Raw genomic sequence first — 26661 nt, forward strand, 5'->3', positions numbered from 1 at the left:
CTTCGGCCCGCACCGAACCGAAGGCCGGGCATCATCGTCGGATGGACGACGCCGCGTCACTGGCCTCCTGGGCGGCCCTGCTGGCCGACCGCACCCGGGCCGCTTTCTGCCTGGCCCTGATGGACGGCCGGGCCTGGACCGTGAGCGAGCTGGCCCGCCACGCCGGCGTGGCCATGTCCACGGCCTCCGAACACGCCGGCCGGCTGGTCAGCGGCGGCCTGCTGACCGAGCACCGTCAGGGCCGCCACCGCTACCTGGCCCTGGCCACCCCCGAGGTGGCCACGCTGATCGAGGCGGTCACGGCCGCGACAGATCAGACCCCGGTTCCCGTACGCACGTTGGCCGCCGCCAACCGCAAGCGCAACCTGGCCTTCGCCCGCACCTGCTACGACCACCTGGCCGGCACCCTGGGCGTGGCCCTGGCCGACGGCATGACCACCACCGGCCTGCTGACCAGGGAGAACGGCCTGTCCCTGACCCCGGCCGGCCGAGAACGCCTGACCGGCCTCGGCATCACCCTGGAGGCGACCGGCCGCCGCCCCCTGCTGCGCGACTGCCTCGACTGGACCGAACGCCGCCCCCACCTGGCCGGCACAACAGGAGCCGCCGTCCTGCAACACGCCCTGGCATCCTCCTGGGTGATCCGCATCGGAAGCAGCCGAGCCTTACGGGTGACCGAGACCGGCCACACCGCTTTCACCACGCACTTCGGCGCCCTCCTGGAACCCGCGCCCACGCCGGCACTCGGCAGACTGACAGCGTGAACGCGGAGAATCGGGAGACGGCCGCCGCCTCCCGAATGGCCGGCCTCAACTAGCCGGCCAGAACGACCGAGGTCAGGGTCTGCCCGGCGGCGACCGCTTCACCGAGCCGCCGGGCGCCGCCGATCGCGACGAACTGCGGGCCGTCACGGCGTACGACAATCTCGCCGTCCTCGGCGATGTCCTCGATCCGGCGCACCCGGGCGGGATCGAGGTAGCAGCCCGTCCGCCCCGACTCGATGAGCGCGACGACCTGCTCCGGCTCGGCCCGGGTGGTGTCGCAGACCAGGTCGTAGTTGCTCAACCGGGTCTTGTCCACGCCGTACCGGGACAGGAACCGCTGCCGCTCGCTCTCGCTGCGCCCGGCCAGCTGCCGGCAGGCCTCGTCCAGGCTGCGGTAGCTCTCCACCGCGTCACCGGGCCGCCCGAGCACCCGCCGGGCCGCCACCACCGGATCCGCGATCATGTGCACCTTGAACGCCGCCGGAAAGAAATGCCAGGCCAGCCGGCTGTCCACGACGAGCCGCTCCCCGGAGGCCGCGATGTCGTGCTGAAGCTGATCGATGTAGTGGTCGACCTTGTCGTCGAGCTCGGCGTGCACGTTGAGCTGCAACGCGGTCATGCCCCGCTCGGCCGCCATCTGCCGGTAGAGGTCCCCGATGCTGACCCGCCGCATCCCGAGTCTTCGCGCCAGCATCACCGACACGGTCGTCTTGCCGCTGCCAAGGTCGCCGTTGAACACCACCGCCGAAAAGGCCTCCATCGACCAACCCTAATCCGCCCGCGCACCCCACTCAGTCGTCTCGCCGACCTCGGGGCGGCCCGGCGGGTCAGGGCCGGGTCACGCGTTCCGGCTGGGTGGTCAGCGGCCCGGTGGGGTGGGGCGGACCCGGCGCAGCTCGCGCAGGGCCTGGCGGCGGACGTCGCCGGTGAGGGTGTCGATGTAGAGGCGGCCGGCCAGATGGTCGGTCTCGTGTTGCAGAGCGCGGGCCAGGAAGCCTGTGCCGGGGATGACGATGGGCTCGCCGTGGCGGTCGAAGCCGCGGGCGGTCACCGACATCGCGCGCTTGGTCGGGAAGCCCAGGCCGGGCAGGGACAGGCAGGCCTCCTCGTCGTCCTGCTCGCCGGTGAAGTCGCTGAGGACCGGGTTGATCATGTGGCCGACGACGCCGCCGACGTTGTACGAGAACGCGCGCAGGCTGACGCCGATCTGCGGAGCGGCGACACCGGCGCGGCCGGGTACCCGTACCGTGTCCTCGAGATCGTCGATCAGGGCGCCCAGCTCCGCGTCGAACGAGGTCACCGGGTCGGCCTCGGTGCGCAGCACAGCGTCGCCGAAGATCCGAATGGGCCGAACTGTCATGGCCTCAAGCCTATCCGGTCGTTACCCGAACAGGGCCAGTTGGTCCGCCGCGAGCAGCTCGCGCAGCTTGGACAGGGAACGCCGGGTCTGGCTCTTGACCACGCTGACCGGAAGTTCGAGCACGTCGGCCACCTGCTCGACGCTGTAGTCCTCGAAGTAGCGCAGGATGACGATCGCCCGGTCCCGCTCGGGCAGGTGACCCAGCGCGTCGAGCATGGTCAGGCGCAGCTCGGGGTTCTCCCGGTGCACCGGCTCGGTGAGCACGCCCGGTGTCGACTCCGTCGACGAACGGCGCCGGCGATGGTCGAGGTAACTGCGGAGCAGGATCTTCTGGGCGTACGCCGGAAGGTTGTCGGCCTGGACCGCCTTGCGCCAACTCAGGTAGAGCTTGGTCAGCGCGTTCTGCGTCAGGTCCTGCGCCAGATGCCAGTCCCGGCACAGCATGAACGCGGTGGTGCGCAGGCGTTCGGCGTACGCGGTGGCGAACTCGGCGAACTCGTCGTCGGCGCTCATCCGGCGAACACCGGCAGCCCCGGGTAGACCTTGTCGCCCAAGGTCACCAGGCTCTCGTCCATGAGCACGCCCCACCGCCCGTCGGCCGCGACCTTCGCGGCGATGTCCGGATCGAGAACGGGCGGCGCCGGCGGCCGCCCGGCACCGCCGCCGGCCGCGCAGGACGCGAGATCGATCTGCACCAGCGTGCCGTCGGGCCAGCCGGCGGTGACCACGTCGCCGCGCTCACAGTCGCCGGGCGTGCTCACGATCGTCACCTTCGCCGTCTGGCCACGTGCCGGGCGCGGCGGCGCGACGTCCGTACGCCAGACCCGCACCTGCACCATGCGCGGGCCGAGCCCGTCGTTCAGGTACGCCCGCACGCTCAGATCGCCGCTCGCCGCCACGCTGTAGTCGCGGGTCAGAGTGGACGGCAGGAGCTCGGTCAACAGGTAGACCATCGCCTCGGGTGTCGCTTTCGTCTGCTTCTCCACGGGACGCTGCGTCCCGGAGATCGCCAAGTTACGGGTGAAGGTCCGCACCTTCGGCGCCGCCGGGCTGATCGGCACGGATTGGGGAGCCAGAACGGGCGCCTTGGTCGCGGGCACACCGGACCGCCCCGGCGCCGTCACCCTGGGTGTGACCCGCTGCGCCGGCGCGGGCCCGGCCGGCGCGGCGGCCACCCCGCCCAGCCCCGGCTCCGGCGGCCCCGGCAACGTCACCGCTCCCCCGCCGACAACAACGGCGAGCACCCCGAAGACCGCCGCGGCCCCGCCCCCGGCCGCCAGCCGCCGCCGGTTACGCCGGATGCGCTTGCCGTCACGCAGAGCCGCCCCCACGACATCACCGAGCGGCGGCGGCCGCTCCGCGTTGAGGTCGTCCCGCAGCAGTGCCCGCAGGTCTTCGGTCACAGCGAACCCTCACACCTTCCCGTCCCCGGCGGCCCCACGACCGCCTACCGGCGTAGACGCATCAGCGCCCGGTTCTGGTTACCGCCGCCCGCCGGGAAATTTTCCGGCCCGCCGAAAGGCGCACCCATCGTCGCGGCCCGGCCGCCGTCAGGCCACCCCGTTCCCGGCCGAGCCGCCGCCGGACAGCAGGCAGGTGCCGTCGAGCCGGCACGTCCTCGGCTGAGCCAGGCGGCCGGGAGGCAGGGCGGGAGGCCCAGCCTGGCCGGGCAACGTCCGGCCGCCTGCCTGTCGACGCTCATGCAATTCCCCTGGCCTGGGCTCATGTAATGGGACCGGCCCTCGGTCTTGGTGGGCGTGAGTGGAGCTGTTCTATGCGGCGTCGGCGTGGTCGGGAGCGAGCGTCCGCTGATCTGGCTGTCCGGCTGTCTGTAGGCATGGACGAGTCGGACTCGCGCAGTGACAGTCGCGGGATGGCTTGTGCCGAGCACCTGCTGTTAGTCGACGGTGGCCTTCTCAGCGATAGTTGGCCAGCGAACAGGAAGAGCGTCCTGGACCGGCGGAGGTCAGCCTGGGCTGAGGAAATGGCCGTCGGTGCGGATGGCTTCGCCGGTGGTGTTGGTGTTGGCGGCTGAGCAGAGGAAGACGATCATCCGGGCGACGTCGTCGGGGTGGGTGACCCGCCGGGTTGCGGCGGCTTCCTCGGCCTTGGCGATGAGTTGTGGTGGCATCTGCTTGTCGGCGGGGGTGAAGCCGGGCATGACGACGTTGGTGAGGATGCCGGCGGCGGCGAGTTCCCTGGACATGACGCGGGTGAGGCCGTGCAGTCCTGCCTTGGCAGCAACGTAGGACACGTTACCGGGGAAGCCGTCTTCGACCAGGCCGGTGGAGACGTTGACGATGCGGCCCCAGCCGCGTTCGCGCATGTCCCCGACGACCGCGCGGGCCAGCAGGTAGGGGCTGACGAGGTTGGCGGTGACCGATGAGGTGACGCGTTGGGGCGGCGCGGTCTCGAACAGCTCGCCCGGGTCTGGCCAGGACGGCCATTGCACGGCGTTGTTGACCAGGACGTCGATCGGACCGAGTTCGCGTCGGGCGCGTTCGACCGCTGGCTGCAGTGAGTCGGGTTGGCCGAGGTCGAGTGGCCAGGCGATCGCGTGGCCGCCGCGCTGCCGCGCAGCGGTGACCGTGTCCTCGGCGGCTTCCCGGTTGGTGTGGTAGCCGACGGCGATCTGCGCTTTCTCGTCGGCGAAGGCCAGCGCGGTGGCCTTGCCGATGGCTGAGCTGGCGCCGGTGACCAAGACAACCTTGCCCGCCAGACCGAGTTCCATGGTTTCTCCCGTGGTTGATGGGCGTGCTTGTTCAGGCGAGGTTGTCGTGGATTTTGTGCAAAAGGTGGGTGAGCTGTTCGGTCTCGGGCTGCGTGAGTCCGTTCGTGGCGGTGGCCTCGACATCCGCCCAGGCGGCCAGGATGGCCTCGACCACGGCTTGACCTCGTTCGGTGAGCCTGAGCCGAATCACCCGTCGGTCATGCGGGTCGGGGACGCGTTCGACGAATCCGGTGCGCTGCATGCGGATGGTCGCCTTGGCGATGGTGGGTTGTTCCATGCCGATGCGCCTGACCAGTTCCGCCTGGGTGGTGTCCGGGTGCTGGTGGATGTCGATGATGAGAAGTTCCTGGCCCAGGTGCAGGCCCAGTTGCGTCATGCGGTGCTGCATCTCGTTGCGGTGCGCTCTGGTGGCCTGGGCGAGCGCATAGCCGACGGGACCCGTGGCCGCGGCGATCTCGCGGCCGGCGGTCACGTCGAGGCCAGCTGATGGTTGTCGCCAACTCGGCTGAGCACCCGCTGCCACAGTTCGGCGATCTCACGTCTCGGGTCTTCGCCGACGAGAACCCCGCTGTTGTCGAGGTGGCGGTGCGCGGAGCCGATCGCCACGTTGAGGTCGGTGATGACCGCGGCGCCGGCCCGATGCAGGAGTTCGGCCAGTTGCAGTTGGGCGAAGGCGCCACCGAACCGCTGCGGCGACGCGCTCATCAGCGCCACCGGCTTGCCAACCAGCGGCCGCGGCGGCGCCAGGATCGACAGCCAGTCGACCACGTCTTTCAGACCGCCCGGGATGCTCCGGTTCAGTTCGGGTGTCACCAACAGCAGAACGTCAGCGGTCGAGACGCGTTCGCGTAGCGCGTCGACGGTCGCCGGGAACGGGCGCCCGCGGGTCGCGTCAACGCGGGGAAGGTGGGCGTAGTCGTCCCACACCTCCACCTTGAACGGGTCACCAGCCAGGTCCTGAGCGGCTCGTAGGAGCGCCCGGTTGAGGGACTCCTCCCGGATGCTTCCGCAGATCGCCAACACGTCGAGTTGCTCCATAGCCGGCTATGCTATAGCCGGCTATGGGAATGCGCAAACGACGCCCGCAGCGCCATCGAGCGCTTCCAGTAGCCGAACCGGCCCCCTGCCTCATCGCCGACCTGCCTGTGTCGACGGCTTTGCGATTCCCTGGCCTGGGCTCATGTGATGGGACCGGCCCTCGGGCTTGGTGGGGCGGGAGTGAGAGCCGTTTCAGAAGGGCGGCTGTCCGGGTTCCGAGGTGCGAGGTTCGGAGGGGCCGGGTGTCCACTCGCCGATGTCGTCGGGCCAGGGAGCGACGCGGTCTTCGGGGCCGGGGATGGCGGGGTCGCCGGTGATGTGGGTGGTCATGCTTCGGTCTCTCCGAGGGCGTGGGCGGGCCGACGGCCGTGGGTGCCACGGGCGCCGATCGAGTCGGGAACCTCGGCTTCGGGTCTTGATCAGGTCGTCTACATGGCGGTGGCCGACACCTTGGGTCGTTTGTTCGGCGCCGGCGGAAGTTCGCTCAGCCCACACACGCGATGTGGACGGCCGCCGCAGCGTGTCGTTCGAACGACGGCGAAGAAGACCGCGGGCGGCAAGGAGGAGGCAGGAAGAGAGGGCGCGATGGCGACCAGGAGGCTGCGGCCTGGAGAGGGGGCGAGGAGGCGCGCTGAGGAGGAGGGACGAAGAGAAGCGACGGCGGGAAAGACCGGCGAAGGGGCGGAAGGGCGCGGCGAAGTGGTGGTCCGGCTGGGTCAGGGGGTGGGTGGGCCTACGGCGTACGTCAGGTAGGCGAACTGGCCCCTCTGGGTCACCGAGGTCAGTTTCAGGCGCTTCGAGGTGAGGCGGCGGGGCAGCAACGGCGCGCCGGCGCCAAGGGTCACCGGGGCTACGCCCACGATGATCTCGTCGAGGAGGCCGGCGTCGGCGAAGGCGCCGGTCAGGTCGCCGCCGCCTACCAGCCAGATGTTCCGGCCGGCGGCGGCTCTTGTCATGGCCTCGTGGACCGGGCGGACGTCGCCCTGAACGAACTTCAGGTCGGCGCCGGGGATCGGGGGCAGGTCGCGGTGGGTAAAGATCCAGGCTGGGACGTCGCCGTAGTATTCGGCCCATTTGGCCGGGTTGTCGAGCAGGGCGTCGTGGTCGAGGACCCACTCGTAGGTGGTGGCGCCCATGGCGAAGGCCCCCACGCCGGCGAAGAAGGCCTCGAACGGGCTCACCCCGGACTCGTCGGCTCTGCTCTCGCCGACCTCGAACAGCCAGTCGAGGGAATTGTGCTCGTCGGCGAGGTAACCGTCGAGCGTGGTCGCGGTGTAGTACTGCGTCTTCGGCACAGGCTCACCCTGCCATGGGGGTCCGACAAGAAAGCGCCTCCCGGATCGGCGCCGCCTTCGCCGCCGCCTCGGCCACCTCGGCCGCCGGGTCGCTGTCCCAGGTGATGCCGCCGCCGGCCCAGCCGTGCAGGCGGTGGCCGTCGGCCGCGACCGTGCGGATGGTCAGGCCCAGGTCGATGTGGTCGTGCCCGACCCAGCCGGCCGCGCCCATCGAGACGCCCCGGCCGACCGGCTCGAGTCTGGCGATCTCGGCCAGGGCGGCCAGCTTCGGCGCCCCGGTCACCGAGCCTCCCGGGCATACCGCCCGGAGCAGGTCGGGCAGGTCGAGACGCCCGAGGATCGGCGCCGACACGACCGACTCGGCCTGCCAGAGGTCGGCCCACCGGCGTACGGCGAAAAGCTCGTCGACCGTCACGGGACCGGCACCGGGCAGGCGGGCCAGGTCGTTGCGCTCCAGATCCACGATCATCACGTGTTCGGCGCGTTCCTTCTCCGAGGCCAGCAGCTCCCGGCGGCCCACCGCGGTGGCCGGGCGGGTCCCCTTGATCGGCCGTGTGATGACCCGGCCGTGGCGGACCTCGACCAGCGTCTCGGGCGACGCCGTGGCCAGCGCCCAGCCCTCGCCCGCCAGAACGCCCCCGTAGCGCGCCCCGGGCAACCCGGCCACCCGGTGCAGGGCCGCGGTGGGATCGCCCTCGTACGGCGCGCTGGCGTGCCCCACCACGTTGGCCTGATAGACGTCGCCCCGGCCGATGGCCTCCCGGACGGCCTGAACCGCTTCAGCGTGCGCGGCGGGGGTCCAGCTCGGGGTCCACTCCCCCAGCGCGTAGTGAACCGGTGACAGGGGCTCGTCGTGAGAGGGGGTATGGACGTAGACCACCGCGTAGACGTCGGGGATCGCCGGCACCGGCGACGGCGCCCCGGCCGCGCCGCCGGCCATCACGCAACCGGCGTCCGCGGACACATACAGTGCCGCCCCACACACCGAGCCAGCGCCGATCGGGCGAATACCGGTAGCCGTTCGGCCAATGTTTCGCACCGGCAGTCCGTTGGCTTCGAAGAAGGTAGCGACAAGCTCTGCGGGGTCACCACCGTCACACCGGAACCATCGGAACACTGTTGACGCACGGTGACGGCCCTGGCAGGACCCCGGAGCACCCGGCGGCGACCCCGAAAAAGGTGTCGGGAAGTGGTCGATCGGAGGAGTTCCGTGGACCATCGGAACCGAGGATTCTTTCAATGGGACGCCGTCACCCGCCCGATCCAAGGTCGTTCGGATTCAGGTAACGTCCGTCACCGTCGTTGTGAGTCTTCACACAACCCCCGACCGGAGAACCACGATGTTGTGCCAGCACACGAACCAATGTCCCAACGCTCAGGCCGTCGACCGCGAGGCCGCTCGGACCGTGGCGACCTTCCGCGAACAAGGCTGGAGCCTGCTCTGCAACGGCGTCATCGTCTTCGAGGACACGGGTGAGATCCTCCCCGACGGCACCATGATCGAGCCGCACCGGGGCCCCGCCCGGCACGCCCTCGCGGCGTAGCGGAAACAAGCCGCCCAACGGCTACTCAGCGTAGCCGAAGGGCGACAAGTCGACTCCCGGGTCAGTCCTCGAACGCGGACGGGTCCGGGCAGGAGCAGACCAGGTTGCGGTCGCCGTAGGCGCCGTCGATCCGCCGCACCGGCGGCCAGTACTTCGCCGTCTTGTCGACGCCGGGCGGGAAGCCCGCCACCGACCGCGGGTACGAGTGCTCCCAGACATCCGCCGTCACCGCGGCCGCCGTGTGCGGCGCGTTGGCGAGAGGGTTGTCCCCGGCCGGCCACTCGCCCGCCGCGACCCGGTCGATCTCACCCTTGATCGCGATCATCGCGTCGCAGAACCGGTCCAGTTCGGCCAGGTCCTCGCTCTCGGTCGGCTCCACCATCAGGGTGCCGGCCACCGGGAACGACATCGTCGGCGCGTGGAAGCCGTAGTCGATCAGCCGCTTGGCCACGTCGTCGACCGAGACGCCGGTGGCCTTGGTGATCGGCCGCAGGTCGAGGATGCACTCGTGCGCGACCAGCCCGTTGTTGCCCGCGTAGAGCACCGGGTAGTGCTCGCTCAGCCGCGAGGCCACATAGTTGGCGGCCAGCACGGCCGCGCCGGTCGCGGCGACCAGCCCGTCCGGGCCCATCATCCGCAGGTACGCCCACGAGATCGGCAGGATGCCGGCCGAGCCGTGCGCGGCGGCGGAGACCGCGTCCGAGGTCAGCGGGTCACCCGGAAGGAACTCCGAGAGGTGCGCGCGCACCGCGACCGGGCCCACGCCCGGGCCGCCGCCACCGTGCGGGATGCAGAACGTCTTGTGCAGGTTCAGGTGCGACACGTCGGCGCCGAAGCGGCCCGGCCGCGCGTAGCCGACCAGCGCGTTCAGGTTGGCCCCGTCGACGTACACCTGACCACCGGCGTCGTGCACGGCCGCGCACAGGTCGGCGATCGACGTCTCGTACACCCCGTGGGTCGAGGGGTAGGTGACCATGATCGCGGCCAGGTTGCCGGAGTGCGCCGCGATTTTCGCGTGCAGATCCGTCATGTCGACATTGCCGTTCTCGTCGCAGGCCACGACGACAACCCGCATACCGGCCATGACCGCCGAGGCGGCGTTCGTGCCGTGCGCGCTGGACGGGATCAGGCAGACATTGCGGTGCTCCTCGCCGCGCGAGCGGTGGTAGCCCCGGATGGCCAGCAGACCGGCCAGCTCACCCTGCGAACCCGCGTTCGGCTGCACACTCACCGCGTCGTAGCCGGTGATCTCGGCCAGCCAGCCTTCCAGCGACGACACCAGGTGCTCGTAGCCGGCCGTCCGCGACGCCGGGGCGTACGGATGGATATTGGCGAACTCGGGCCAGGTCACCGGCTCCATCTCGGTGGTGGCGTTGAGCTTCATCGTGCACGACCCCAGCGGGATCATGCCCCGGTCCAGCGCGTAGTCCCGGTCCGAGAGCTTGCGCAGGTAACGCAGCATGCTCGTCTCCGAGTGATGCGATCCGAAAACCGGGTGGGTCAGATACTCGGTCGTACGCCCCAGCGGCTTGGCCCCGCACTCGGAAGGCTCCCCGGCCGTCACGCCGAACGCGGTCAGCACCGTGGCCACGTGCGCCGCGGTGGTCGTCTCGTCACACGCCACCGACACGTGATCGGCGTCCACCAGGCGCAGGTCCACACCGTCGGCCGCGGCCGCCTCCACGATCGCGGCCGCCCGGCCCGGCACCACCGCGGTCACCGTGTCGAAGAACGCGTCGCTGGTCACCGCGATCCCGGCCCCGGTCAGGCTCCCGGCCACGGTCAGCGCGTGGTCGTGCACCCGCTTCGCGATCGCCCGCAGACCGGCCGGACCGTGATACACCGCGTACATGCTCGCCATCACCGCCAGCAGCACCTGCGCCGTGCAGATGTTGCTCGTCGCCTTCTCCCGGCGGATGTGCTGCTCCCGCGTCTGCAACGCCAGCCGGTAGGCCGGGGCGCCGTCCGCGTCCTTGGACACACCGACCAGACGGCCCGGCAGCGACCGCTCCAGCCCGGACCGCACCGCGAGATATCCGGCGTGCGGGCCACCGAAGCCCAGCGGAACGCCGAAACGCTGCGTCGTGCCGGCCGCGATGTCGGCGCCGATCTCCCCCGGCGCGCGCAGCAGCGTCAGCGCCAGCAGATCAGCCGCCACCGTCACCAGAGCACCGGCCGCATGCGCCTTCTCGATCAAAGACGAGTGATCCCGTACGGCGCCCGAAGCACCCGGATATTGCAGGTGAAGCCCGAAATGCTCCGACGGGAGCTCGGCGCCACCATCAAGATCGACCAACTGAAGCTGAATGCCGAGCGGCTCCGCCCGGGTCCGCAGGACCGAGAGCGTCTGCGGCAAAGTGTCGGCATCCACTACGTACACCGAAGACTTGGACTTCGAAGCCCGCCGGGCCAAAGTCATCGCCTCGGCCACCGCGGTGCCCTCATCCAGCATCGACGCGTTGGCGGTGGTCAGCCCGGTCAGATCGGTGACCATCGTCTGGAAGTTCAGCAGAGCCTCCAGACGGCCCTGGCTGATCTCCGGCTGATACGGCGTGTACGCCGTGTACCAGGCCGGGTTCTCCAGCACGTTCCGCTTGATCACGGCCGGCGTGTGCGTGCCGTAGTAGCCCAGCCCGATCATCGAGGTCGTCACCGTGTTGCGCGACGCGATCGCCCGCAGCTCGGCGATCGTCTCCTCCTCGGAGGCGGCCTCCGGCAGATCGAGGGTGCCGTGCCAGCGGATCACCTCGGGGATCGCGGCATCCATCAGGGCGTCCAGCGACGCGTACCCGATGGCTTTGAGCATATGGGTCTGCTCGTCCTGGTCCGGGCCGATGTGCCGGGATGCGAACGTCATGACGGCTCCTAGGAGAGGTCGACAAGGCGGCCTCCCCCTCTGTCACGCGCGCGTTTCAGAGTTCCTGCCCATGCGGTCCGCTTTGCCTGAGAGGTTCCGGGGAGGATTTGCCCCTTCGGCGCCGCCGTTAACCCCCCGGCGATCTCTCCCGCATGGCTAAGCACCAAACTACCAGTGGATAAAGCACAGCCAGGAAACCGGAAGGGTAGGACTGTGACCTACACCCCCGCGGGCGACCGCTACGACACCATGACCTACCGGCGTACGGGCCGCAGCGGCCTCAAGCTCCCCGTGATCTCGCTCGGCCTCTGGCACAACTTCGGCCACGAGCGCCCCTGGGACCGCCAGCGCGACATCGTCCGCCGCGCCTTCGACCTCGGTGTCACCCACTTCGACCTGGCCAACAACTACGGCCCGCCGGCCGGCAGCGCCGAGGAGAACTTCGGCCGCATCCTCGACGCCGACCTGCGAGCCCACCGCGACGAGATCGTCGTCTCCACCAAGGCCGGCTACTACATGTGGCCCGGCCCGTACGGCGAGTGGGGCAGCCGCAAATACCTGGTCAGCAGCCTCGACCAGTCCCTCAAGCGGCTCCGCCTCGACTACGTCGACATCTTCTACCACCACCGCCCCGACCCGGACACCCCGCTCGAGGAGACGATGGGCGCCCTCGACGCCATCGTCCGCGCCGGCAAGGCCCAGTACGTCGGCCTGTCCAACTACAAGTCGGCCGAGACCGCCGAAGCCGCCCGCATCCTGCGCGAACTGGGGACGCCGCTGCTGATCCACCAGCCCTCGTACTCGATCCTCAACCGCTGGATCGAGAAGGACAACCTGCTCGACACCCTCGAGACGGCCGGCGCCGGCGCCATCGCCTACAGCCCACTGCAGCAGGGCCTGCTCACCGACCGCTACCTCGGCGGCATCCCCGACGACAGCCGCGTGCGCACGAGCAACTTCCTCAACGAGAGCGACCTGGACAAGGGCACCCTCGCCCGCATCCACGCCCTCAACGACATCGCCAAGCGCCGCGGCCAGTCCCTGGCCCAGATGGCCCTGGCCTGGGCCCTGCGCGACGAGCGCATGACCAGCCTCATCATCGGCGCCAGCAGCGTCCAGCAGCTGGAGAACAACGTCGCCGCCGTCAACAACCTCCCCCTCACCGACGAGGAGATCAGCGAGATCGACGGCACGGTCCTCGACCTCTGATGACCACCATCCTCGGGGTCGTGGTCGGCTCCCGCGCGTACGGCCTCGCCGGACCGGGCTCCGACCACGACCGCCGTGGCGTCTACGCCGCACCCACCCGCCTCTTCTGGCACCTCGACAAGCCGCCGACCCACCGCGACGGCCCCCGCGACGAAGAGTTCTCCTGGGAGATCGAGCGCTTCTGCACGCTCGCCCTGCAGGCCAACCCGACGGTCCTCGAAGTGCTCTGGTCACCCTTGATCGAGACGGTCACCCCCGACGGCGAGGACCTGCTGTCGGCCCGGCGGGCGTTCCTCTCACGCCGGGTTTCCGAGACGTACGGGTCGTACGCCCGCGACCAGCTCAACCGCGTCGCGGCCCGCCGCGAACGCACCGGCGAGACCAACCACAAGCAGGCCATGCACATGATCCGCCTGCTCATGGCCGGCGCCCACGTCCTGCGCACCGGCGAGATCCTGCTCGACGTCCGGCCTTTCCGCGACCGCCTGCTCGCGATCAAACGAGGCGACGTCGCATGGCCCGCCGTGACCGCCTGGGCCACCGAGCTCCAGGAGGACCTGGCCGCCGCCACCGCGGAAACCACGTTGCCGCCCGAGCCGGATCGCCAGACCATAGATCAACTGCTGGTCCGTGTACGCGAGAGAGGGCTCCGATGACGATCGAGGTTCCCCAGTGGTCGTCGGAGATCATCGCCACCCTCCCCCACGAAGTGATCTTCGCAACGGTCAGCGGCGCCCACCTCTACGGCTTCGCCTCCATCGACTCCGACCTCGACCTGCGCGCCGCCCACCTGCTCACCGCGGCCGAGGTGGTGGGCCTGCACACCGGCCCCGAGACCGTGCAGAGCGGCGGCTACCGCGACGGCGTCGAGCTCGACGTGGTCAGCCACGACCTGCTCAAGTTCGCCCGCCTGCTCAACAGCCGCAACGGCTACGTCCTCGAACAACTGCTCTCCCCGCTGATCGTCACGACGTCACCGCTGCATCTCCGGCTGAAGGAACTGGCGGCCGAGTTCATCACGAGCAACCACGCCCACCACTACCTCGGATTCGCCGCCACCCAGGAACGCCTTTTCGACAAGACCGGCGACCTGAAACCGGCCCTCTATCTGCTGCGGGTCCTGCTGACCGGACAGCATTTGATGCGCACCGGCGAACTCGAAACGGACCTGAATGTGCTCGGGAACGGCCTGGACTACGTACGGGATCTGATCGCCCTGAAGCGCGAGGCTGAGCACGGGCCTTTTCCCACCACGTTGACCTCGCGGTTGCGAAAGGACGCGGTTTCCCTGCGCACGGCGCTGGAAGAGGCCCGCGACAGTTCTTTCCTGCCGGCCACGCCGCCGCCTTCGGCGGTTTCCGCTTTGCACGATCTGGTGGTCCAGGCACGGCTGTCGGCGTAGCCGTCGTCTTTATGTTCGGTGCGGCTCGCCGCACTGCCTCTAAAGCTTCCTAGGAATCTAGGAATTACGTTTCGGGGCCATGGTCGGTTTACGCTGATCGCATGAGCGCCACCCTTGCCCCCGTCCACCTCGCCCGGCCCCACCGGCCGGTCCTCGTGGCGGGCACGCTCGGCGAGCTGCGCGGCCCCACCCGCGGAATGGTGGAATTGCCGCTGCGCCTGTGGTGGGGGCCGCAGCGCGCGTTCGACCTGTCCGAGCCGACGATGCTGGCGTGGATGTACGAGAACGTCCTGCGCGAGGCCATCCGCGTCAGCGAGCTGCGCGCCTACCTGGACGGGGCCACTCTCATCCGCGTGTGGCCCAACCTGAACCTCCCCCGGGCCGTGCGCGCGGCGTGGGAGACCCGCCACCCTCACCTGCGCCTGGCCGCCGCCCGCCGGGCCGCCGTCACATCCGCGTCTTGACATAGAACACCAGCGTCCAGCCGGGCTGCCGTTCGCGGCCGGCCTCGCGACAGCCCAGAGGCTGGCTGGTCGCCGTGTCCAGTCCGGAGCCCGTCGTCCGCCTCCCGAGCCCAGCCATCGAGGCGCGCCCGATACCGCCTCACCGTCACCACGTCACCAGCCTTGCGCCAACGACCGTCCCGGGCGACCGCTCACGGCGGCCTGGTCAGCGGGTGGTGTCGGGGCCGTGCCAGAAAGTGGGTGAGGCGGCGATGATCAGGCGTACGCCTCGGGGCACGTCCAGGGGGTCGGTGGGCAGCCACGCCTCCACCGCGCCGGCGGTACCCGCAGCGGCGTAGGCGGCCAGGACACGGATGTCGCCGGATGAGCCGGTGCCGGGCGGGAGGATCTCGGGGTAGGCGCGGGCGTGCGCCTCCAGGGACTCGCGGACCACCAGCTCCAAGTTCTCGCGCAGCGGTGGCAGCAAGTGCGGGCGGGCCGCGTTGCGGTAGACGGCCGCGTGCTCGGCCACGTGGGCGCACAGGGAGTGCACGCCGGCGCGCATGCCGGAGTCGGGGCGGAGGCCGCCGCCCAGGTCGGGGTGGCTCGCGGCGATCGACTCCAGCTCCTCGCGCAGCACCGCGGCCAGCAGCTCCACCGGGGAGGCGGCGTGCCGGTAGAAGGTGTCCCGGGTGACGCCGGCCTCGTGGCACAGCTCGGTGACGGTGACCTCGGTGATCGGCCGCTGCCCGGCCAGCCGGTAGACGGCGGCCCGCAGGGCCTCCCGCGATCGTCGAAAGCGCGGGTCCATCCGCGGAACTATAGCGGTGCCACGCTATCTGACACATGTCAGATAGAGCGTATGCTCGAACGGGAGCCGGCCACCGGGCCGGCAAGGGGAGGTTCACCATGGCCAGGTTCGACGGCCGGACGGTCATCGTCACCGGAGGCGCCCGCGGGATGGGTGCCACGCACTCGCGGGGCTTCGTGGCCGAAGGAGCGCGCGTCGTCATCGCCGACGTGCTCGACGCCGAGGGCGAGGCGCTCGCCGGGGAACTGGGCGACGCGGCGATCTACCGGCACCTCGACGTCACCGGCGAGCGGCAGTGGGCTCAGCTGATCGAGGAGACCAACGCCGTCTTCGGCACGCCGACCGTGCTCGTCAACAACGCCGGGATCGGCGGCAAGGGCGCCTTTGTCGAGGACGAGACCCTCGAGGACTGGCGGCGGCTGCTCGCGGTCAACCTCGACGGCGTCTTCCTCGGCACCCGCGCCGTCATCCCCGGCATGAAGGCGGCCGGCGGCGGCGCGATCGTCAACATCTCCTCGTTCGCCGGACTCATCGGCACGCCGAACGCGGCCGACTACACCACCAGCAAATTCGCCGTCCGCGGCTTCACCAAGGCCGTCGCCATGGAGGTGGCGGCACACGGCATCCGGGTCAACTCGGTCCACCCCGGATACATCCGCACGCCGATTCTCGGGCCCCTCGGCGACGAGGTCGTGCACGGCAAGGTCGCCCTCGACCGGATGGCGGCGCCGGAGGAGGTCACCCGGATGGTGCTGTTCGTCGCGTCCGACGAGGCCGGCTATTCGACCGGCTCCGAGTTCGTCGTCGACGGCGGGTGGTCGGCCGGTTCCCCGGTCGGCATCGGGCAGACCAACGCGGCCTTCCACGACGCACCCTAAGATCTCCCGGCATGGTGATCGGACAGGCGGTGCTGCTGTTCGCGGTCACCAACATCGACGACATCCTGATCCTGGCCCTGTTCTTCGCGCAGGGCGCGGGCCGCGGGCATCTCACCCGCACGATCGCGGCCGGGCAGTACCTCGGCTTCGCGGCGATCCTCGCGGTCGCCGTGGCCGCCGGGTTCGGGGCGACATTCCTGCCCGAGGCGGCCCTCCCCTACCTCGGCCTGCTTCCGCTCGCGCTGGGCATCAAGGCCGCGATCCAGGCCTGGCGCCACCGCGGCGACGACGAGGACGCTGAGGGCGCGAAGAGCGGCGGCCCGAGGAGCCTCGAGGTGGCCGCGGTGACGTTCGCCAACGGCGGTGACAACATCGGGGTGTACGTCCCGGTGTTCGCCACCGCCGGCGCGGCGGGGATGACCGTCTACGTGGTCGTGTTCCTCGTGCTGGTCGCCCTCTGGGTGGCGGCCGGGCGGTACTTCGCGACGCGCCCCGCGATCGCCCGGCTGCTCAGCCGCTGGGGCCATGTGCTGCTGCCAGTGGTCCTGATCGGCCTCGGCCTGTGGATCCTCATCAGTTGAGGCCGATGGACAGGATTCGTACGCCTTCTTCTTGAACCTTCAACGTCACCCAGGGTGAGTAGGTTGACGTTTTTCGATGTATTGAACCGTCGCGTGGCCACGCTGCGTATCACCGGGCAGCTATCTGCACTCGCAGTGCTTTTTTGGCGGAAGGGGCGGCAAGATGCGCAGAAGCGGGAACACGGCGAAGATCGCCACTATCGGGGCAGGGGCGGCGCTGGTCGCCGGCGGGCTCTTCGTGGCGCCACAGGCGTTCGGGGAGACCTCGACGGCGTCTTGCGCGGCCGTGCACATCATCGCGACGCGGGCGTCGACCGAGCGGCCGGGCGCGGGGATCATCGGATCGCTGGTCAGTGGCGTGCAGCGGGCGAGCCGGCAGACGGTGAGCACCGAGGCGACCGACTATCCGGCGGTGCTCAACCCGTACGGGCCGAGCGTGTCGGCCGGTGTGCGGGCGCTGACCGGGCAGATCACGGCCAAGGCGGCGCAGTGCCCGACCACGAAGCTGGTCCTGATGGGCTACTCGCAAGGGGCGCACGTGATCGGCGACGTGCTGGCCGGCAGCGGGCGCCAAGCGGTGTCGACACCGAATCAGGCGCTGAACGCGCAGCTGGCGGCCAAGGTCACGGCGGTGATCCTGATGGGCGATCCGCGCTATGTGGCCGGCAAGTCGTTCAACGCGGGCACGAGCCGGCGCGACGGGCTGTTCGCGCGGGGGAACGACGCCGCGCTGGACGGGTTCGCGGCGAAGATCCAGTCCTACTGCGACACCGGCGACAACTTCTGCGCGCGCGGGGCCAGCCTGGCCACGCATCTGGGCTACACGCGCAAGTACAACGCCGTGGCCCAGCGGTTCGTGCTGGGGCGTATCGGCGGATAACCTACCCCGGTGGCGAGTGTCGACGACTTCTACCGCGACGTCGCGCGGATAGCGCTCGCGGTCGCCACCAAGCACGGTTTCGTTCTCGGGGGCGGTGTCGCCTGGCTGGTCAACGGCCTGGTGGCCCGCCCCACCGAGGACGTCGACCTGTTCACCGACGCGCCGGGCGGGGTGGCGGCGGCCGCGGGCGAGGTGACCGCGGCGCTCCGGGAAGCAGGCCTCCGGGTCGTCGCCGAGGAGGGCGACGAACTCTTCGAGGGCATGTCCGCCGACATCCAGGAATTCCTGGTCGCGAACGGGCAGAAGGCCCTCCGCCTGACTCTGTGCCGCCTCGACCGGCGGAAAGCGCCGGTGGTCATGGAGCTCGGGCCGGTCATGCACCTCGACGATCTCGTCGCCACGAAGGTGGCCGCCCTGGTCAACCGGCGCGAGGTCCGGGACTACATCGACGTGGCGGCGGCGTTGGAACGCTATCCGCTGGCCAGGATCATGGAGTTGGCCCGGGCGGCTGACCCCGCGCTCGACCCGGAGGACATCGCCGACGCGGGCCGCTATCTGGACCGGCTGGACGACGCGAGGTTCGCGCTCTACGGGCTGGGCCCGGCGGAAATCACAGCGTTACGGCAGCGCCTCGCGGAGTGGCCCCGCGGCTGATCCATATTATTGACAGCATCATGACACTGACCGATCGTCTTCCCGGCACCAATGAGCCCGACGCTGTCTTCGACGCCTTTCAGAAATGGGCCACCGAGCAGGGCCTTGCGCTCTACACCCACCAGGAAGAGGCGCTCATCGAGGTCGCCACGGGGGCGAACGTCATTCTCAACACCCCCACCGGCTCCGGTAAGAGCCTCGTCGCCACCGGCGCGCACTTCGTGGCGCTCGCCGACGGGCGCACCACCTTCTACACCGCGCCGATCAAAGCGCTGGTCAGCGAGAAGTTCTTCGCCCTGTGCGCGATCTTCGGGGCGCACAACGTCGGCATGCTCACCGGCGACGCCAGCGTCAACGCGGACGCCCCGATCATCTGCTGCACGGCCGAGGTCCTCGCGAACCTGGCCCTGCGTGAGGGCGCGGACGCCGATGTCGGCCAGGTCGTGATGGACGAGTTCCACTTCTACAGCGAACCCGACCGGGGGTGGGCCTGGCAGGTGCCGCTCATCGAGCTGCCGCAGGCGCAGTTCATCCTCATGTCGGCCACCCTCGGCGACACCACCCGCTTCGTCGACGACCTCTCCCAGCGCACCGGGCGGCCCACCGCCACGGTCTCCAGCGTCGAACGGCCGGTTCCCCTGCTGTTCTCGTACGCCATGACGCCGCTGCACGAGACCATCGAGGAGCTGCTGCAGACCAAGCAGGCGCCGGTCTACATCGTGCACTTCACGCAGGCCGCCGCCCTGGAGCGGGCGCAGTCGCTGATGAGCATCAACATGGCCACCCGTGAGGAGAAGGACAAGATCGCCGCGGCGATCGGGAACTTCCGGTTCGCCGCCGGCTTCGGCCGTACGCTGTCACGGCTGGTACGGCACGGCATCGGCGTGCACCACGCCGGCATGCTGCCGAAATATCGCCGCCTGGTGGAGACGCTGGCCCAGGCCGGGCTGCTCAAGGTGATCTGCGGGACGGACACGCTCGGCGTCGGCATCAACGTGCCGATTCGCACGGTGCTGTTCACCGGCCTGTCCAAGTACGACGGGGTCAAGACCCGCCTGCTCAAGGCCCGCGAGTTCCACCAGATCGCCGGGCGGGCCGGCCGGGCCGGGTTCGACACCCTGGGCACGGTCATCGTGCAGGCCCCCGAGCACGTGATCGACAACGAGCGGGCCCTGGCCAAGGCCGGCGACGATCCGAAGAAGCGCCGCAAGGTCGTCCGGAAGAAGCCGCCCGAGGGGACCATCGGCTGGGGCCAGCCCACCTTCGACCGGCTCGTCGCGGCCGAGCCGGAGCCGCTGAACAGCTCGTTCCAGGTGTCGCACGCCATGCTGCTCAACGTGATCTCGCGCGGCGGCGACCCGTTCGTGGCCATGCGGCACCTGCTGACCGAGAACCACGAGGAGCCGGCCGCCCAGCGCAAGCACATCCGGCGGGCCATCGCGATCGCCCGGGCGCTGCTGGCCGGCGGGGTCATCGAGCGGACGCCCGAGGGGACGTACCGGCTGACCGAAGATCTTCAGCTGGACTTCGCGCTCAACCAGGCCCTGTCCCCGTTCGCCCTGGCCAGCCTGGAGCTGCTCGACCCGGAGGACCCGGCCTACGCGCTCGACGTCGTCTCGGTGATCGAGTCGACCCTCGAAGACCCGCGTCAGGTGCTGTCGGCGCAGCGGCAGAAGGCCCGCGGTGAGGCCGTCAACGCCATGAAGTCCGAGGGCATCGAGTACGAGGAACGGATGACGCTGCTCGAAGACGTCACCCACCCGCGGCCGCTGCTGGAGCTGCTGGAAGCCGCGTACGAGACGTACCGCCGCGGTCATCCGTATGTGGCCGACTACGAGCTCAAACCCAAGAGCGTCGTGCGGGACATGTACGAGCGGGCGATGACCTTCACCGAGTACGTCTCCTTCTACGGCCTGTCGCGCTCCGAGGGCATCGTGCTGCGCTATCTGGCCGACGCGTTCCGGGCGCTGCGCCAGACCGTGCCCGAGGACAGGCGTACCGAGGAGCTGACCGACCTCATCGAGTGGCTGGGCGAGCTGGTCCGGCAGGTCGACTCGAGCCTGCTCGACGAGTGGGAGAGGCTGCGCAATCCCAACTTCGACATCGAGGAGGTACGCCTCGACGACAAGCCGCCGGCCGTCACCCGCAACACCCGGGCGTTCCGGGTGCTGGTGCGCAACGCCCTGTTCCGCCGGGTCGAGCTGGCCGCCCTGCGCCGCTGGGACCTGCTCGGCGAGATGGACGGCGAGCACGGCTGGACCGCGCAGCGCTGGCAGGACGCCATCGAGGACTACTTCGACGAGTACGACGAGATCGGCACCGGCCCGGCCGCCCGCGGCCCGGCCTTCCTGCACATCGAGCAGACCGCCACCGCCTGGAACGTGCGTCAGGTCTTCGAGGACCCGGACGGCGACCACGACTGGGGCATCGACGCCACCATCGATCTGGCCGCCTCGGACGAGGCCGGCGCGGCGGCGATCGTGGTCACGGCCGTCGGCCCGCATTGATGCTGTCGCGGCGCCGGCTGATCGGCGGTTTCGTCGCGGCGGCGGCCGGGGTGCCGTTGATCACCCTGGTCGCCTACGGGACCGACCTCGCCCTGCCGGACGTGGTGCTGATCCTGGTCGGCGCCGTGGTGGCCGTGGCCCTGCTCGGCGGGCTGTGGCCGGCTCTGCTGGCCGCGATCGCGGGCTTTCTGCTGCTGAACTTCTACTTCACCGCCCCGCTGCACTCGCTGCACGTCAACTCCCCCGAAGGGCTGCTGGCGCTGCTCGTGTTCGCCGGGGTCGCCACCAGCGTGTCGTGGGTGGTCGACCTGGCCGCCCGGCGCACCCGGCAGGCCGACCGGGCCGCCGCCGACGCCCGCACCCTGGCCGCGGTGGCCGGCGGGGTGCTGAACGGCCCCGATCCGCTCAAGGGGTTGCTCACGCAGCTGCGCGACAGCTTCGGCCTGGAGTCGGTGACCCTGCTCGAAGGCGGCACACCCGTGGCCGGCGCCGGCGAACCGGCCACCGGCGGCGACGTCACCATCCCGATCGACGGCTCGCTCACCCTGGTGCTGCGCGGGCGGGTGCCCGAGCCGGGCGAGCGGCAGGTCGTGCGGGCCTTCGCCGCCCAGGCCGCGGTCGCCCTGCGCCAGCAGCGGCTGGCCATCGCGGCCGAGGGCGACCGGGTCCGCACCGCCCTGCTGGCCGCGGTCGGGCACGATCTGCGCACGCCGCTGGCGTCGGCCAAGGCGGCGGTGGCCGGGCTGCTCAGCGAGGAGGTCGAGTTCGACGCGGCCGACCGGCACGAGCTGCTGGAGACCGCCGACGAGTCCCTCGACCGGCTGGCCGCGCTGGTGTCGAACCTGCTCGACATGAGCCGTCTGCAGGCCGGGACGCTGGGCATGGTCCCGGCCGACGTCGGCCTCGAGGACGTGGTGCCGCGGGCGCTGGACGAGCTCGGCCCGGCGGGGCGGCGTGTCGCCGTACACCTGCCCGATGATCTCGCGGCGGTCCGCGCCGATCCCGGCCTGCTCGACCGGGTGCTGGTCAACGTCGTCGGCAACGCCCTGCGGTACTCTCCGCCCGGCCGGCCGCCCACGATCACCGGGCGGGTCGCGGACGGGCGGGTCGAGCTGCGCGTGGTCGACCACGGCCCGGGCATCCCGGCCGCCGACCGTGACCGCGTCTTCCTGCCCTTCCAGCGGCTCGGCGACCGGGACAACCACACCGGCGTCGGGCTCGGCCTGGCCCTGTCGCGCGGCCTGACCGAGGCGATGGGCGGCACCCTGACACCCGAGGACACACCCGGAGGCGGCCTCACCATGGTTCTCGTTCTGCCGATGAGCCCGTCATGACGCGCATCCTGGTGGTCGACGACGACCCGCAGATCGTGCGGGCACTGCGGATCAACCTCAGGGCCCGGCAGTACGACGTCGACGTCGCCCCCGACGGCGCCGGCGCGCTCAAGGCGGCCGCCGCCCACCCACCCGACCTGGTCGTGCTCGACCTCGGCCTGCCCGACATGGACGGCGCCGACGTGATCCGCGGGCTGCGCGGCTGGACCACCGTGCCGATCATCGTGCTGTCCGGCCGGGCCGAGGGCACCGACAAGGTGGCCGCCCTCGACGCCGGCGCCGACGACTACGTGACCAAGCCGTTCGGGGTGGACGAGCTGCTGGCCCGCATCCGGGCGGTGACCCGCCGCGCCCACACCGCCGAGGGCAGCGGGCCGGCCACGGTCACCCTGGGCCGGTACACGGTCGACCTGGCCGACCACACGATCACCCCGGAGCAGCGGCTCACCCCGACCGAGTGGCAGTTGCTGGAACGCCTGCTGCGCAACCCGGGCAAGCTGATCACCCAGCGCAGCCTGCTGCACGACGTGTGGGGCCCGCAGTACGGCACCGAGACGAACTATCTGCGCCAGTACATGGCCCGGCTGCGCCGCAAGCTCGAGGAGGACCCGACCCGCCCCCGCCACCTGATCACCGAGCCGGGCATGGGATATCGCTACCAGCCCTAATAGGGGTGCGGGTCGAGGGTCCGGTGCAGATATCGGCCCTCCCGGAAGGCGCGGACGGCCGGGTGGGTGTCGCCCAGGGCGGCGACGAGTCCCGCCATCGCCGCCGGCTGTTCGCCGTCCATGAGGGCGAGGTCGGCGGCGGCGCGGACCGTGTCCGGGTGTGCCGGGCCGAGCAGTGTGCCGAGGGCGGCCACGACCGGCTCGATCAGGGCCCGGGCGTCGCCGACGGCTCCGGTCTCGGCCCGCAGGATCGCCATGTTGGTCCGGGCGGCCAGGGTCGACGGGTGGTTCTCGCCGAGCCGTTCGCCGAACTCCCGCGCGGCCCGTTCGGCCAGCCGGCGCGCGGTGGTGAGGTCGCCGTCGGCGCGGGCGGCGGCGGCCCGGTTGTTGCGGCAGGTGATCGTGTACGGGTGGGTGTCGCCCAGGCTGCGGCGGTAGGCGGCCTCGACCTCGGCCAGCTCGCCCGGCTCCAGCAGGCCGACCGCGCGGCTCAGCCGGCAGGCCAGGGTCTCGGGGCTGCCCGGGCCCAGCAGCTCGGCGAGGCGGGCGTAGGCGGTGTCCAGGTGGGCCGCGGCCCGGACCACGTGGCCGGCGCTGCGCTCGGAGACGGCCAGGTTGGCCATGGTGCTGTAAGTGCGGGGTGTGCCCGTCTCCCGGTGCCGGTCGAGCACGTCGGCCAGCAGGGCGATCGACGCTTCGTACTCGCCGGCCTCGCGCAGGTCACGGCCGAGGTTGTTGCCGGCGATCAGGGTGAGCGCGTGCCGTGGGCCCAGCACCGCCGAGCACCGCTCGTAGACGAGCCGCTCGTGCGTGGCCGCCTCGCGGGACCGGCCGGCCAGGCGCTCGGAGACGGCCAGGTTGTTCATCGCCGACAGCGTCCGCGGGTGGTCCTCACCGAGGACGTCGGACCAGGCGGCGTACGTGCCCTGGTCGTTCTTGAGGGCCTCGTCGTAGAGGCCGAGCGCGCGCAGGTCACGGCCGAGCCCGTTCGCCGTCATCAGGGTGTGCGGGTGACGGTCGCCGAGCAGTTCCCGTTGCCGGGCCAGCACGGCCTCGTCGAGGGCGCGGGCCTCGGCGAACGCGGCCTGGTCGCTGAGGATGTTGGCCAGGGTGAACCGCAGGTGCAGCAGTTGCCGCTCCAGCGAGCCGTCGTCCGGTCCGGCCTGCCGCCGCCGCTCCCAGCGCCGGGCGAACTCCTCGCCCATGCGGCGGCCGTCGTCGAAGCCGCCGGAGAGCCACACGTACCGCAGCCGGTCGATGATCAGCTGCCGGACCGACGGGTCGCCGCACTCGACGGCGCCGGTCGCCTCCAGATGTGGCCAGATGCGGCCGTACGCGGGCCAGGTGGCCGGGTCGTCGACCTCCCCGCCGGGGTGGGCCGCGGCCAGGACGAGATGCACCTGATGCCGGGCACTCTCCTGCTCACCGGCGGTCATCCGCTGCCGTACCACCTGCTGGAGCAGGCGGTGCAGGAAGATGTGGTCACCGTCGACCTTCAGCAGGGCGAGCCGGTTGATCCGCTGAACCAGCGCGGGCACGGGCTCCGGCGCCCGCAGGCATTCGGCCATGGCCTCGCTGTAGATCAGCTCCAGGGCGATGTGCGAGGTCATCATCGAGCACAGTTCCAGCAGCCGGTACGCGGCCGGCGACCGCTCCCGCAGCCGGGCCAGCGACAGCTCCCACACCGACGCGAGGTCCGCGTGGCCGAGGTAGTCGCCGACCGGCTGGCCGGTGTCGGCCAGCCACGCGCCGGCCGCCGCGACCGCGATCGGCAGGTCGCCCAGCGTCTCGGCCAGGCGTGCGGCGCCGGCCTCGTCCAGGGTGGGCACCCGTGCGCGCAGGTGGGCGACGCTCTCCGGCCGGTCGAAGCCGTCGACGGTCACGGCCCGGGCCAGGTCGCCCCAGCCGGGATCGCGGGAGGTCACGATGACGTGGCCGGTGGTATCGGGCAGGAACCGGCGGACGACGCCGATGTCCTCGGCGTTGTCGAAGACGAGCAGCCAGCGTGGCACCGCGCCCCGGCTCAGCGCGGTCAGCGCGGCGCGGGCCCGGTCGGCGATGCCCGGCACGGAGTCCGGCAGGCCCAGCTCGTGGCTCAGGTCGGCCAGGATGGTGTCGACGAAGACGGCCGGGTCGGCGTCGACCCACCAGACCAGGTCGTAGTCGGCGCGGAACCGGTGGGCGAACTCCATCGCGATCTGCGTCTTGCCGACCCCGCCCATGCCCTGCAGGACCAGCGGGCTCTGCCCCGCCCGGAGCCGGTCGCGCACCTCCGCCAGAACGGCGTCGCGGCCGGTGAACCGCGGGTTGCGGACCGGGGCGTGGAACACGGTCAGTGTGACCACCCGCGCACGGTGCCGGCCATGCGCTCGGCGAACCGGGCGCCGGCCTCGGTGAGCCGGTCGCCGGTGAGCAGCTCGCCGACCGCCTCGGCGGTCCAGTCGCGATAGCGGCGGTAGAGGCCGCGGCCGGCCGGATCGCCCTCCCGCTCGGCGCGGTGCCGCCAGATGTCGGCCACGGCCAGGTGGGCGTACGCCCCACGCAGCGCCGCCTCGACCGGGCGCGGGTCGTCGCGCCAGCCCACGGGCAGCCGCTCGGCCACGGCGTCGTCGGGCACCAGGTCGATCAGGTCGAGCACGGCGCCGATCTTGGTGAGCTGGAACTCGCGGACCAGCAGCACCGCCGCCTCGGCGGGGTCGGTGGCCGGTGAGAGCCCGACCGCGCCGAACGCGTGCCGGGAGGTGACGCCGCGCGCTGTGCCGTCGGGGGCGACGGCCAGGGGCACAATCGCGCGCAGGCCGCCGCGCAGGCCGTCCAGATGGGCCGGGGCGTCGGCGGCGACCTGTTCCCAGGTCGCGGCCAGCCGGTCGGCCCAGTCCCGTTCGCCGTCGGCGTCGAGCCAGGCCGCGTCGGCGAACTCGAGGCGGTCGCGGTAGGGGTCGGCGTCGTCGAGCAGAACCCGTACCCCGTCCAGGACGACCCACCGGCAGGCGTGCCAGCCCGGGATCTGCCGGCCGCCGGCGGCCGGCAGCTCGGCCCGGCCGCCCGGCCAGCGCAGCACCACCGACGACCGGCCGGCGGTGACCCGGACCTGCTCGGCCGGCGCCGCGAAGACACCGACCGTGGGCAGGTGGATCAGGCCGTCGTGGGCGTGCACCTGCACGTCGGCGTGGGCGCCGGCCCGGATGGCCACGGCCGCCGCGATCGCCGCCGCCCGGTCGGGCTCGGCGTCCTTGCCCTCCAGGCAGGCCACCGCCCACGAACGCACGAAGGGGTGGCCCAGCACGGCGTCGAAGGCGGCCGGCGCGGCCCGTTCGAGCTCGGCCAGCAGCTCACCGCCGGCCGCCGTCTCGCCCAGGATCTCGCTGACCAGGGCCCGGTTGACGGCCAGCTCGGCGTCGGCGAGCACACCGACGGCGGCGGCGTCGCCGTAGCCGGCGGCGATCCGGTCGAAGACGTCGGCCGGCAGCGCGCCGAGATCACCCGCGACCGGGGCCGGACGCTCGTTGATCACGCCGGGAGGTCAGAAGGCCGAGCGGCGAAGGATGCGGCGCACCACCGAGGCGGCCTGCTTATGGTCGATGCGGTCGATCGGCGTCCGGCGGATCTCATCCAAGGGTGTCTTCTGCACGACGCCTCCCCGGTGCGGCAGTGAATGCCAAGCCAAGACGAAGCATAGAAGACACCCGAGGTCATGTCACGGGC

At 71.1% G+C, this 26661-nt stretch carries 26 protein-coding genes, 1 pseudogene and 1 riboswitch; of the genes and pseudogenes, 13 read left to right on the forward strand and 14 right to left on the reverse strand.

The window, feature by feature from the left end:
- Positions 1 to 41 precede the first annotated feature (41 nt).
- The gene (locus tag ACFY36_RS11920; RefSeq protein ID WP_499745943.1) at positions 42 to 764 is read left to right on the forward strand and encodes an ArsR/SmtB family transcription factor; all 723 of its coding nucleotides are present in this window, start codon (positions 42 to 44) and stop codon (positions 762 to 764) included.
- Between the two features lie 255 nt (positions 765 to 1019).
- Here the strand turns inward: ACFY36_RS11920 and ACFY36_RS11925 are convergent.
- The 10 genes and pseudogenes from ACFY36_RS11925 to ACFY36_RS11970 form a co-directional block, all read right to left on the reverse strand.
- Positions 1020 to 1524, reverse strand: a pseudogene (locus ACFY36_RS11925) (AAA family ATPase); the annotation flags it as partial.
- A gap of 99 nt (positions 1525 to 1623) precedes the next feature.
- Positions 1624 to 2124, reverse strand: coding sequence for a peptide deformylase (locus ACFY36_RS11930; protein WP_499745944.1), 501 nt, complete (start codon positions 2122 to 2124; stop codon positions 1624 to 1626).
- Between the two features lie 21 nt (positions 2125 to 2145).
- Complete coding sequence (locus ACFY36_RS11935) at positions 2146 to 2637, reverse strand: SigE family RNA polymerase sigma factor (protein ID WP_499745945.1); 492 nt, start codon at positions 2635 to 2637, stop codon at positions 2146 to 2148.
- The gene (locus ACFY36_RS11940; RefSeq protein ID WP_499745946.1) at positions 2634 to 3527 is read right to left on the reverse strand and encodes a hypothetical protein; all 894 of its coding nucleotides are present in this window, start codon (positions 3525 to 3527) and stop codon (positions 2634 to 2636) included. The genes ACFY36_RS11935 and ACFY36_RS11940 overlap by 4 nt, the downstream gene beginning before the upstream one ends.
- Before the next feature lie 563 nt (positions 3528 to 4090).
- Positions 4091 to 4855, reverse strand: a complete 765-nt coding sequence (locus ACFY36_RS11945) for an SDR family NAD(P)-dependent oxidoreductase (protein ID WP_499745947.1) — start codon at positions 4853 to 4855, stop codon at positions 4091 to 4093.
- 31 nt (positions 4856 to 4886) lie between these two features.
- Positions 4887 to 5327 (reverse strand): MarR family winged helix-turn-helix transcriptional regulator, encoded by a 441-nt coding sequence (locus ACFY36_RS11950; RefSeq protein WP_499745948.1) that lies wholly within the window; start codon positions 5325 to 5327, stop codon positions 4887 to 4889.
- Positions 5324 to 5893, reverse strand: a complete 570-nt coding sequence (locus ACFY36_RS11955; protein ID WP_499745949.1) for an NADPH-dependent FMN reductase — start codon at positions 5891 to 5893, stop codon at positions 5324 to 5326. Before ACFY36_RS11955 ends, ACFY36_RS11950 begins: the two co-directional genes overlap by 4 nt.
- A 192-nt stretch (positions 5894 to 6085) precedes the next feature.
- The gene (locus tag ACFY36_RS11960; protein WP_499745950.1) at positions 6086 to 6223 is read right to left on the reverse strand and encodes a hypothetical protein; all 138 of its coding nucleotides are present in this window, start codon (positions 6221 to 6223) and stop codon (positions 6086 to 6088) included.
- 386 nt (positions 6224 to 6609) lie between these two features.
- Complete coding sequence (locus tag ACFY36_RS11965; RefSeq protein ID WP_499745951.1) at positions 6610 to 7188, reverse strand: dihydrofolate reductase family protein; 579 nt, start codon at positions 7186 to 7188, stop codon at positions 6610 to 6612.
- Between the two features lie 4 nt (positions 7189 to 7192).
- Positions 7193 to 8407, reverse strand: coding sequence for a chorismate-binding protein (locus tag ACFY36_RS11970; RefSeq protein WP_499745952.1), 1215 nt, complete (start codon positions 8405 to 8407; stop codon positions 7193 to 7195).
- Between the two features lie 124 nt (positions 8408 to 8531).
- Here ACFY36_RS11970 and ACFY36_RS11975 point away from each other — a divergent pair, with 124 nt between their 5' ends.
- Positions 8532 to 8732, forward strand: coding sequence for a DUF5999 family protein (locus tag ACFY36_RS11975; protein ID WP_499746796.1), 201 nt, complete (start codon positions 8532 to 8534; stop codon positions 8730 to 8732).
- Positions 8733 to 8793: 61 nt separating this feature from the next.
- Here the strand turns inward: ACFY36_RS11975 and gcvP are convergent, their stop codons facing one another.
- Positions 8794 to 11589: an aminomethyl-transferring glycine dehydrogenase gene (gene gcvP / locus ACFY36_RS11980; RefSeq protein ID WP_499745953.1), complete on the reverse strand. Its 2796-nt coding sequence runs from the start codon at positions 11587 to 11589 to the stop codon at positions 8794 to 8796.
- A 63-nt stretch (positions 11590 to 11652) separates the two neighbouring features.
- A riboswitch (glycine riboswitch) is annotated at positions 11653 to 11750 on the reverse strand.
- 52 nt (positions 11751 to 11802) lie between these two features.
- On the opposite strand from gcvP, the gene mgrA reads away from it, so the two are divergent.
- From mgrA to ACFY36_RS12000, 4 genes are all read left to right on the forward strand, one after another.
- Positions 11803 to 12798: an L-glyceraldehyde 3-phosphate reductase gene (gene mgrA, locus ACFY36_RS11985; RefSeq protein ID WP_499745954.1), complete on the forward strand. Its 996-nt coding sequence runs from the start codon at positions 11803 to 11805 to the stop codon at positions 12796 to 12798.
- Positions 12798 to 13454 (forward strand): nucleotidyltransferase domain-containing protein, encoded by a 657-nt coding sequence (locus tag ACFY36_RS11990; protein WP_499745955.1) that lies wholly within the window; start codon positions 12798 to 12800, stop codon positions 13452 to 13454. The genes mgrA and ACFY36_RS11990 overlap by 1 nt, the downstream gene beginning before the upstream one ends.
- Positions 13451 to 14200, forward strand: a complete 750-nt coding sequence (locus ACFY36_RS11995; RefSeq protein WP_499745956.1) for a nucleotidyltransferase domain-containing protein — start codon at positions 13451 to 13453, stop codon at positions 14198 to 14200. The genes ACFY36_RS11990 and ACFY36_RS11995 overlap by 4 nt, the downstream gene beginning before the upstream one ends.
- A gap of 101 nt (positions 14201 to 14301) precedes the next feature.
- Positions 14302 to 14664, forward strand: a complete 363-nt coding sequence (locus tag ACFY36_RS12000; RefSeq protein ID WP_499745957.1) for a hypothetical protein — start codon at positions 14302 to 14304, stop codon at positions 14662 to 14664.
- A 205-nt stretch (positions 14665 to 14869) separates the two neighbouring features.
- Here ACFY36_RS12000 and ACFY36_RS12005 read toward each other — a convergent pair whose 3' ends face one another.
- Complete coding sequence (locus ACFY36_RS12005) at positions 14870 to 15454, reverse strand: TetR/AcrR family transcriptional regulator (RefSeq protein ID WP_499745958.1); 585 nt, start codon at positions 15452 to 15454, stop codon at positions 14870 to 14872.
- Positions 15455 to 15552: 98 nt separating this feature from the next.
- Between ACFY36_RS12005 and ACFY36_RS12010 the strand changes: the two genes are divergently transcribed.
- From ACFY36_RS12010 to ACFY36_RS12040, 7 genes are all read left to right on the forward strand, one after another.
- A complete protein-coding gene (locus tag ACFY36_RS12010) occupies positions 15553 to 16332 on the forward strand; it encodes an SDR family oxidoreductase (protein ID WP_499745959.1) in 780 nt (259 codons plus the stop codon).
- An 11-nt stretch (positions 16333 to 16343) separates the two neighbouring features.
- The gene (locus tag ACFY36_RS12015) at positions 16344 to 16913 is read left to right on the forward strand and encodes a cadmium resistance transporter (RefSeq protein ID WP_499745960.1); all 570 of its coding nucleotides are present in this window, start codon (positions 16344 to 16346) and stop codon (positions 16911 to 16913) included.
- A gap of 163 nt (positions 16914 to 17076) precedes the next feature.
- On the forward strand, positions 17077 to 17793 hold the full coding sequence (locus ACFY36_RS12020) for a cutinase family protein (RefSeq protein ID WP_499745961.1): 717 nt from the start codon (positions 17077 to 17079) through the stop codon (positions 17791 to 17793).
- Between the two features lie 9 nt (positions 17794 to 17802).
- Positions 17803 to 18447 (forward strand): nucleotidyl transferase AbiEii/AbiGii toxin family protein, encoded by a 645-nt coding sequence (locus ACFY36_RS12025; RefSeq protein ID WP_499745962.1) that lies wholly within the window; start codon positions 17803 to 17805, stop codon positions 18445 to 18447.
- Positions 18448 to 18467: 20 nt separating this feature from the next.
- Positions 18468 to 20954 (forward strand): DEAD/DEAH box helicase, encoded by a 2487-nt coding sequence (locus tag ACFY36_RS12030; protein ID WP_499745963.1) that lies wholly within the window; start codon positions 18468 to 18470, stop codon positions 20952 to 20954.
- Positions 20954 to 22288 carry a sensor histidine kinase gene (locus ACFY36_RS12035; protein ID WP_499745964.1) on the forward strand — a complete coding sequence of 445 codons (1335 nt, stop codon included), beginning with the start codon at positions 20954 to 20956 and terminating at the stop codon, positions 22286 to 22288. Before ACFY36_RS12030 ends, ACFY36_RS12035 begins: the two co-directional genes overlap by 1 nt.
- A complete protein-coding gene (locus ACFY36_RS12040; RefSeq protein ID WP_499745965.1) occupies positions 22285 to 22956 on the forward strand; it encodes a response regulator in 672 nt (223 codons plus the stop codon). Before ACFY36_RS12035 ends, ACFY36_RS12040 begins: the two co-directional genes overlap by 4 nt.
- Here the strand turns inward: ACFY36_RS12040 and fxsT are convergent.
- Positions 22953 to 25301, reverse strand: coding sequence for an FxSxx-COOH system tetratricopeptide repeat protein (gene fxsT, locus ACFY36_RS12045; RefSeq protein ID WP_499745966.1), 2349 nt, complete (start codon positions 25299 to 25301; stop codon positions 22953 to 22955). The genes ACFY36_RS12040 and fxsT overlap by 4 nt on opposite strands.
- Positions 25289 to 26470 carry an aKG-HExxH-type peptide beta-hydroxylase gene (locus ACFY36_RS12050; RefSeq protein ID WP_499745967.1) on the reverse strand — a complete coding sequence of 394 codons (1182 nt, stop codon included), beginning with the start codon at positions 26468 to 26470 and terminating at the stop codon, positions 25289 to 25291. The genes fxsT and ACFY36_RS12050 overlap by 13 nt, the downstream gene beginning before the upstream one ends.
- Positions 26471 to 26661 lie beyond the last annotated feature (191 nt).

The organism is Actinoplanes sp. NPDC000266 (genome assembly GCF_042899005.1).
In the GTDB taxonomy this organism is placed as follows: Bacteria; Actinomycetota; Actinomycetes; order Mycobacteriales; family Micromonosporaceae; genus Actinoplanes.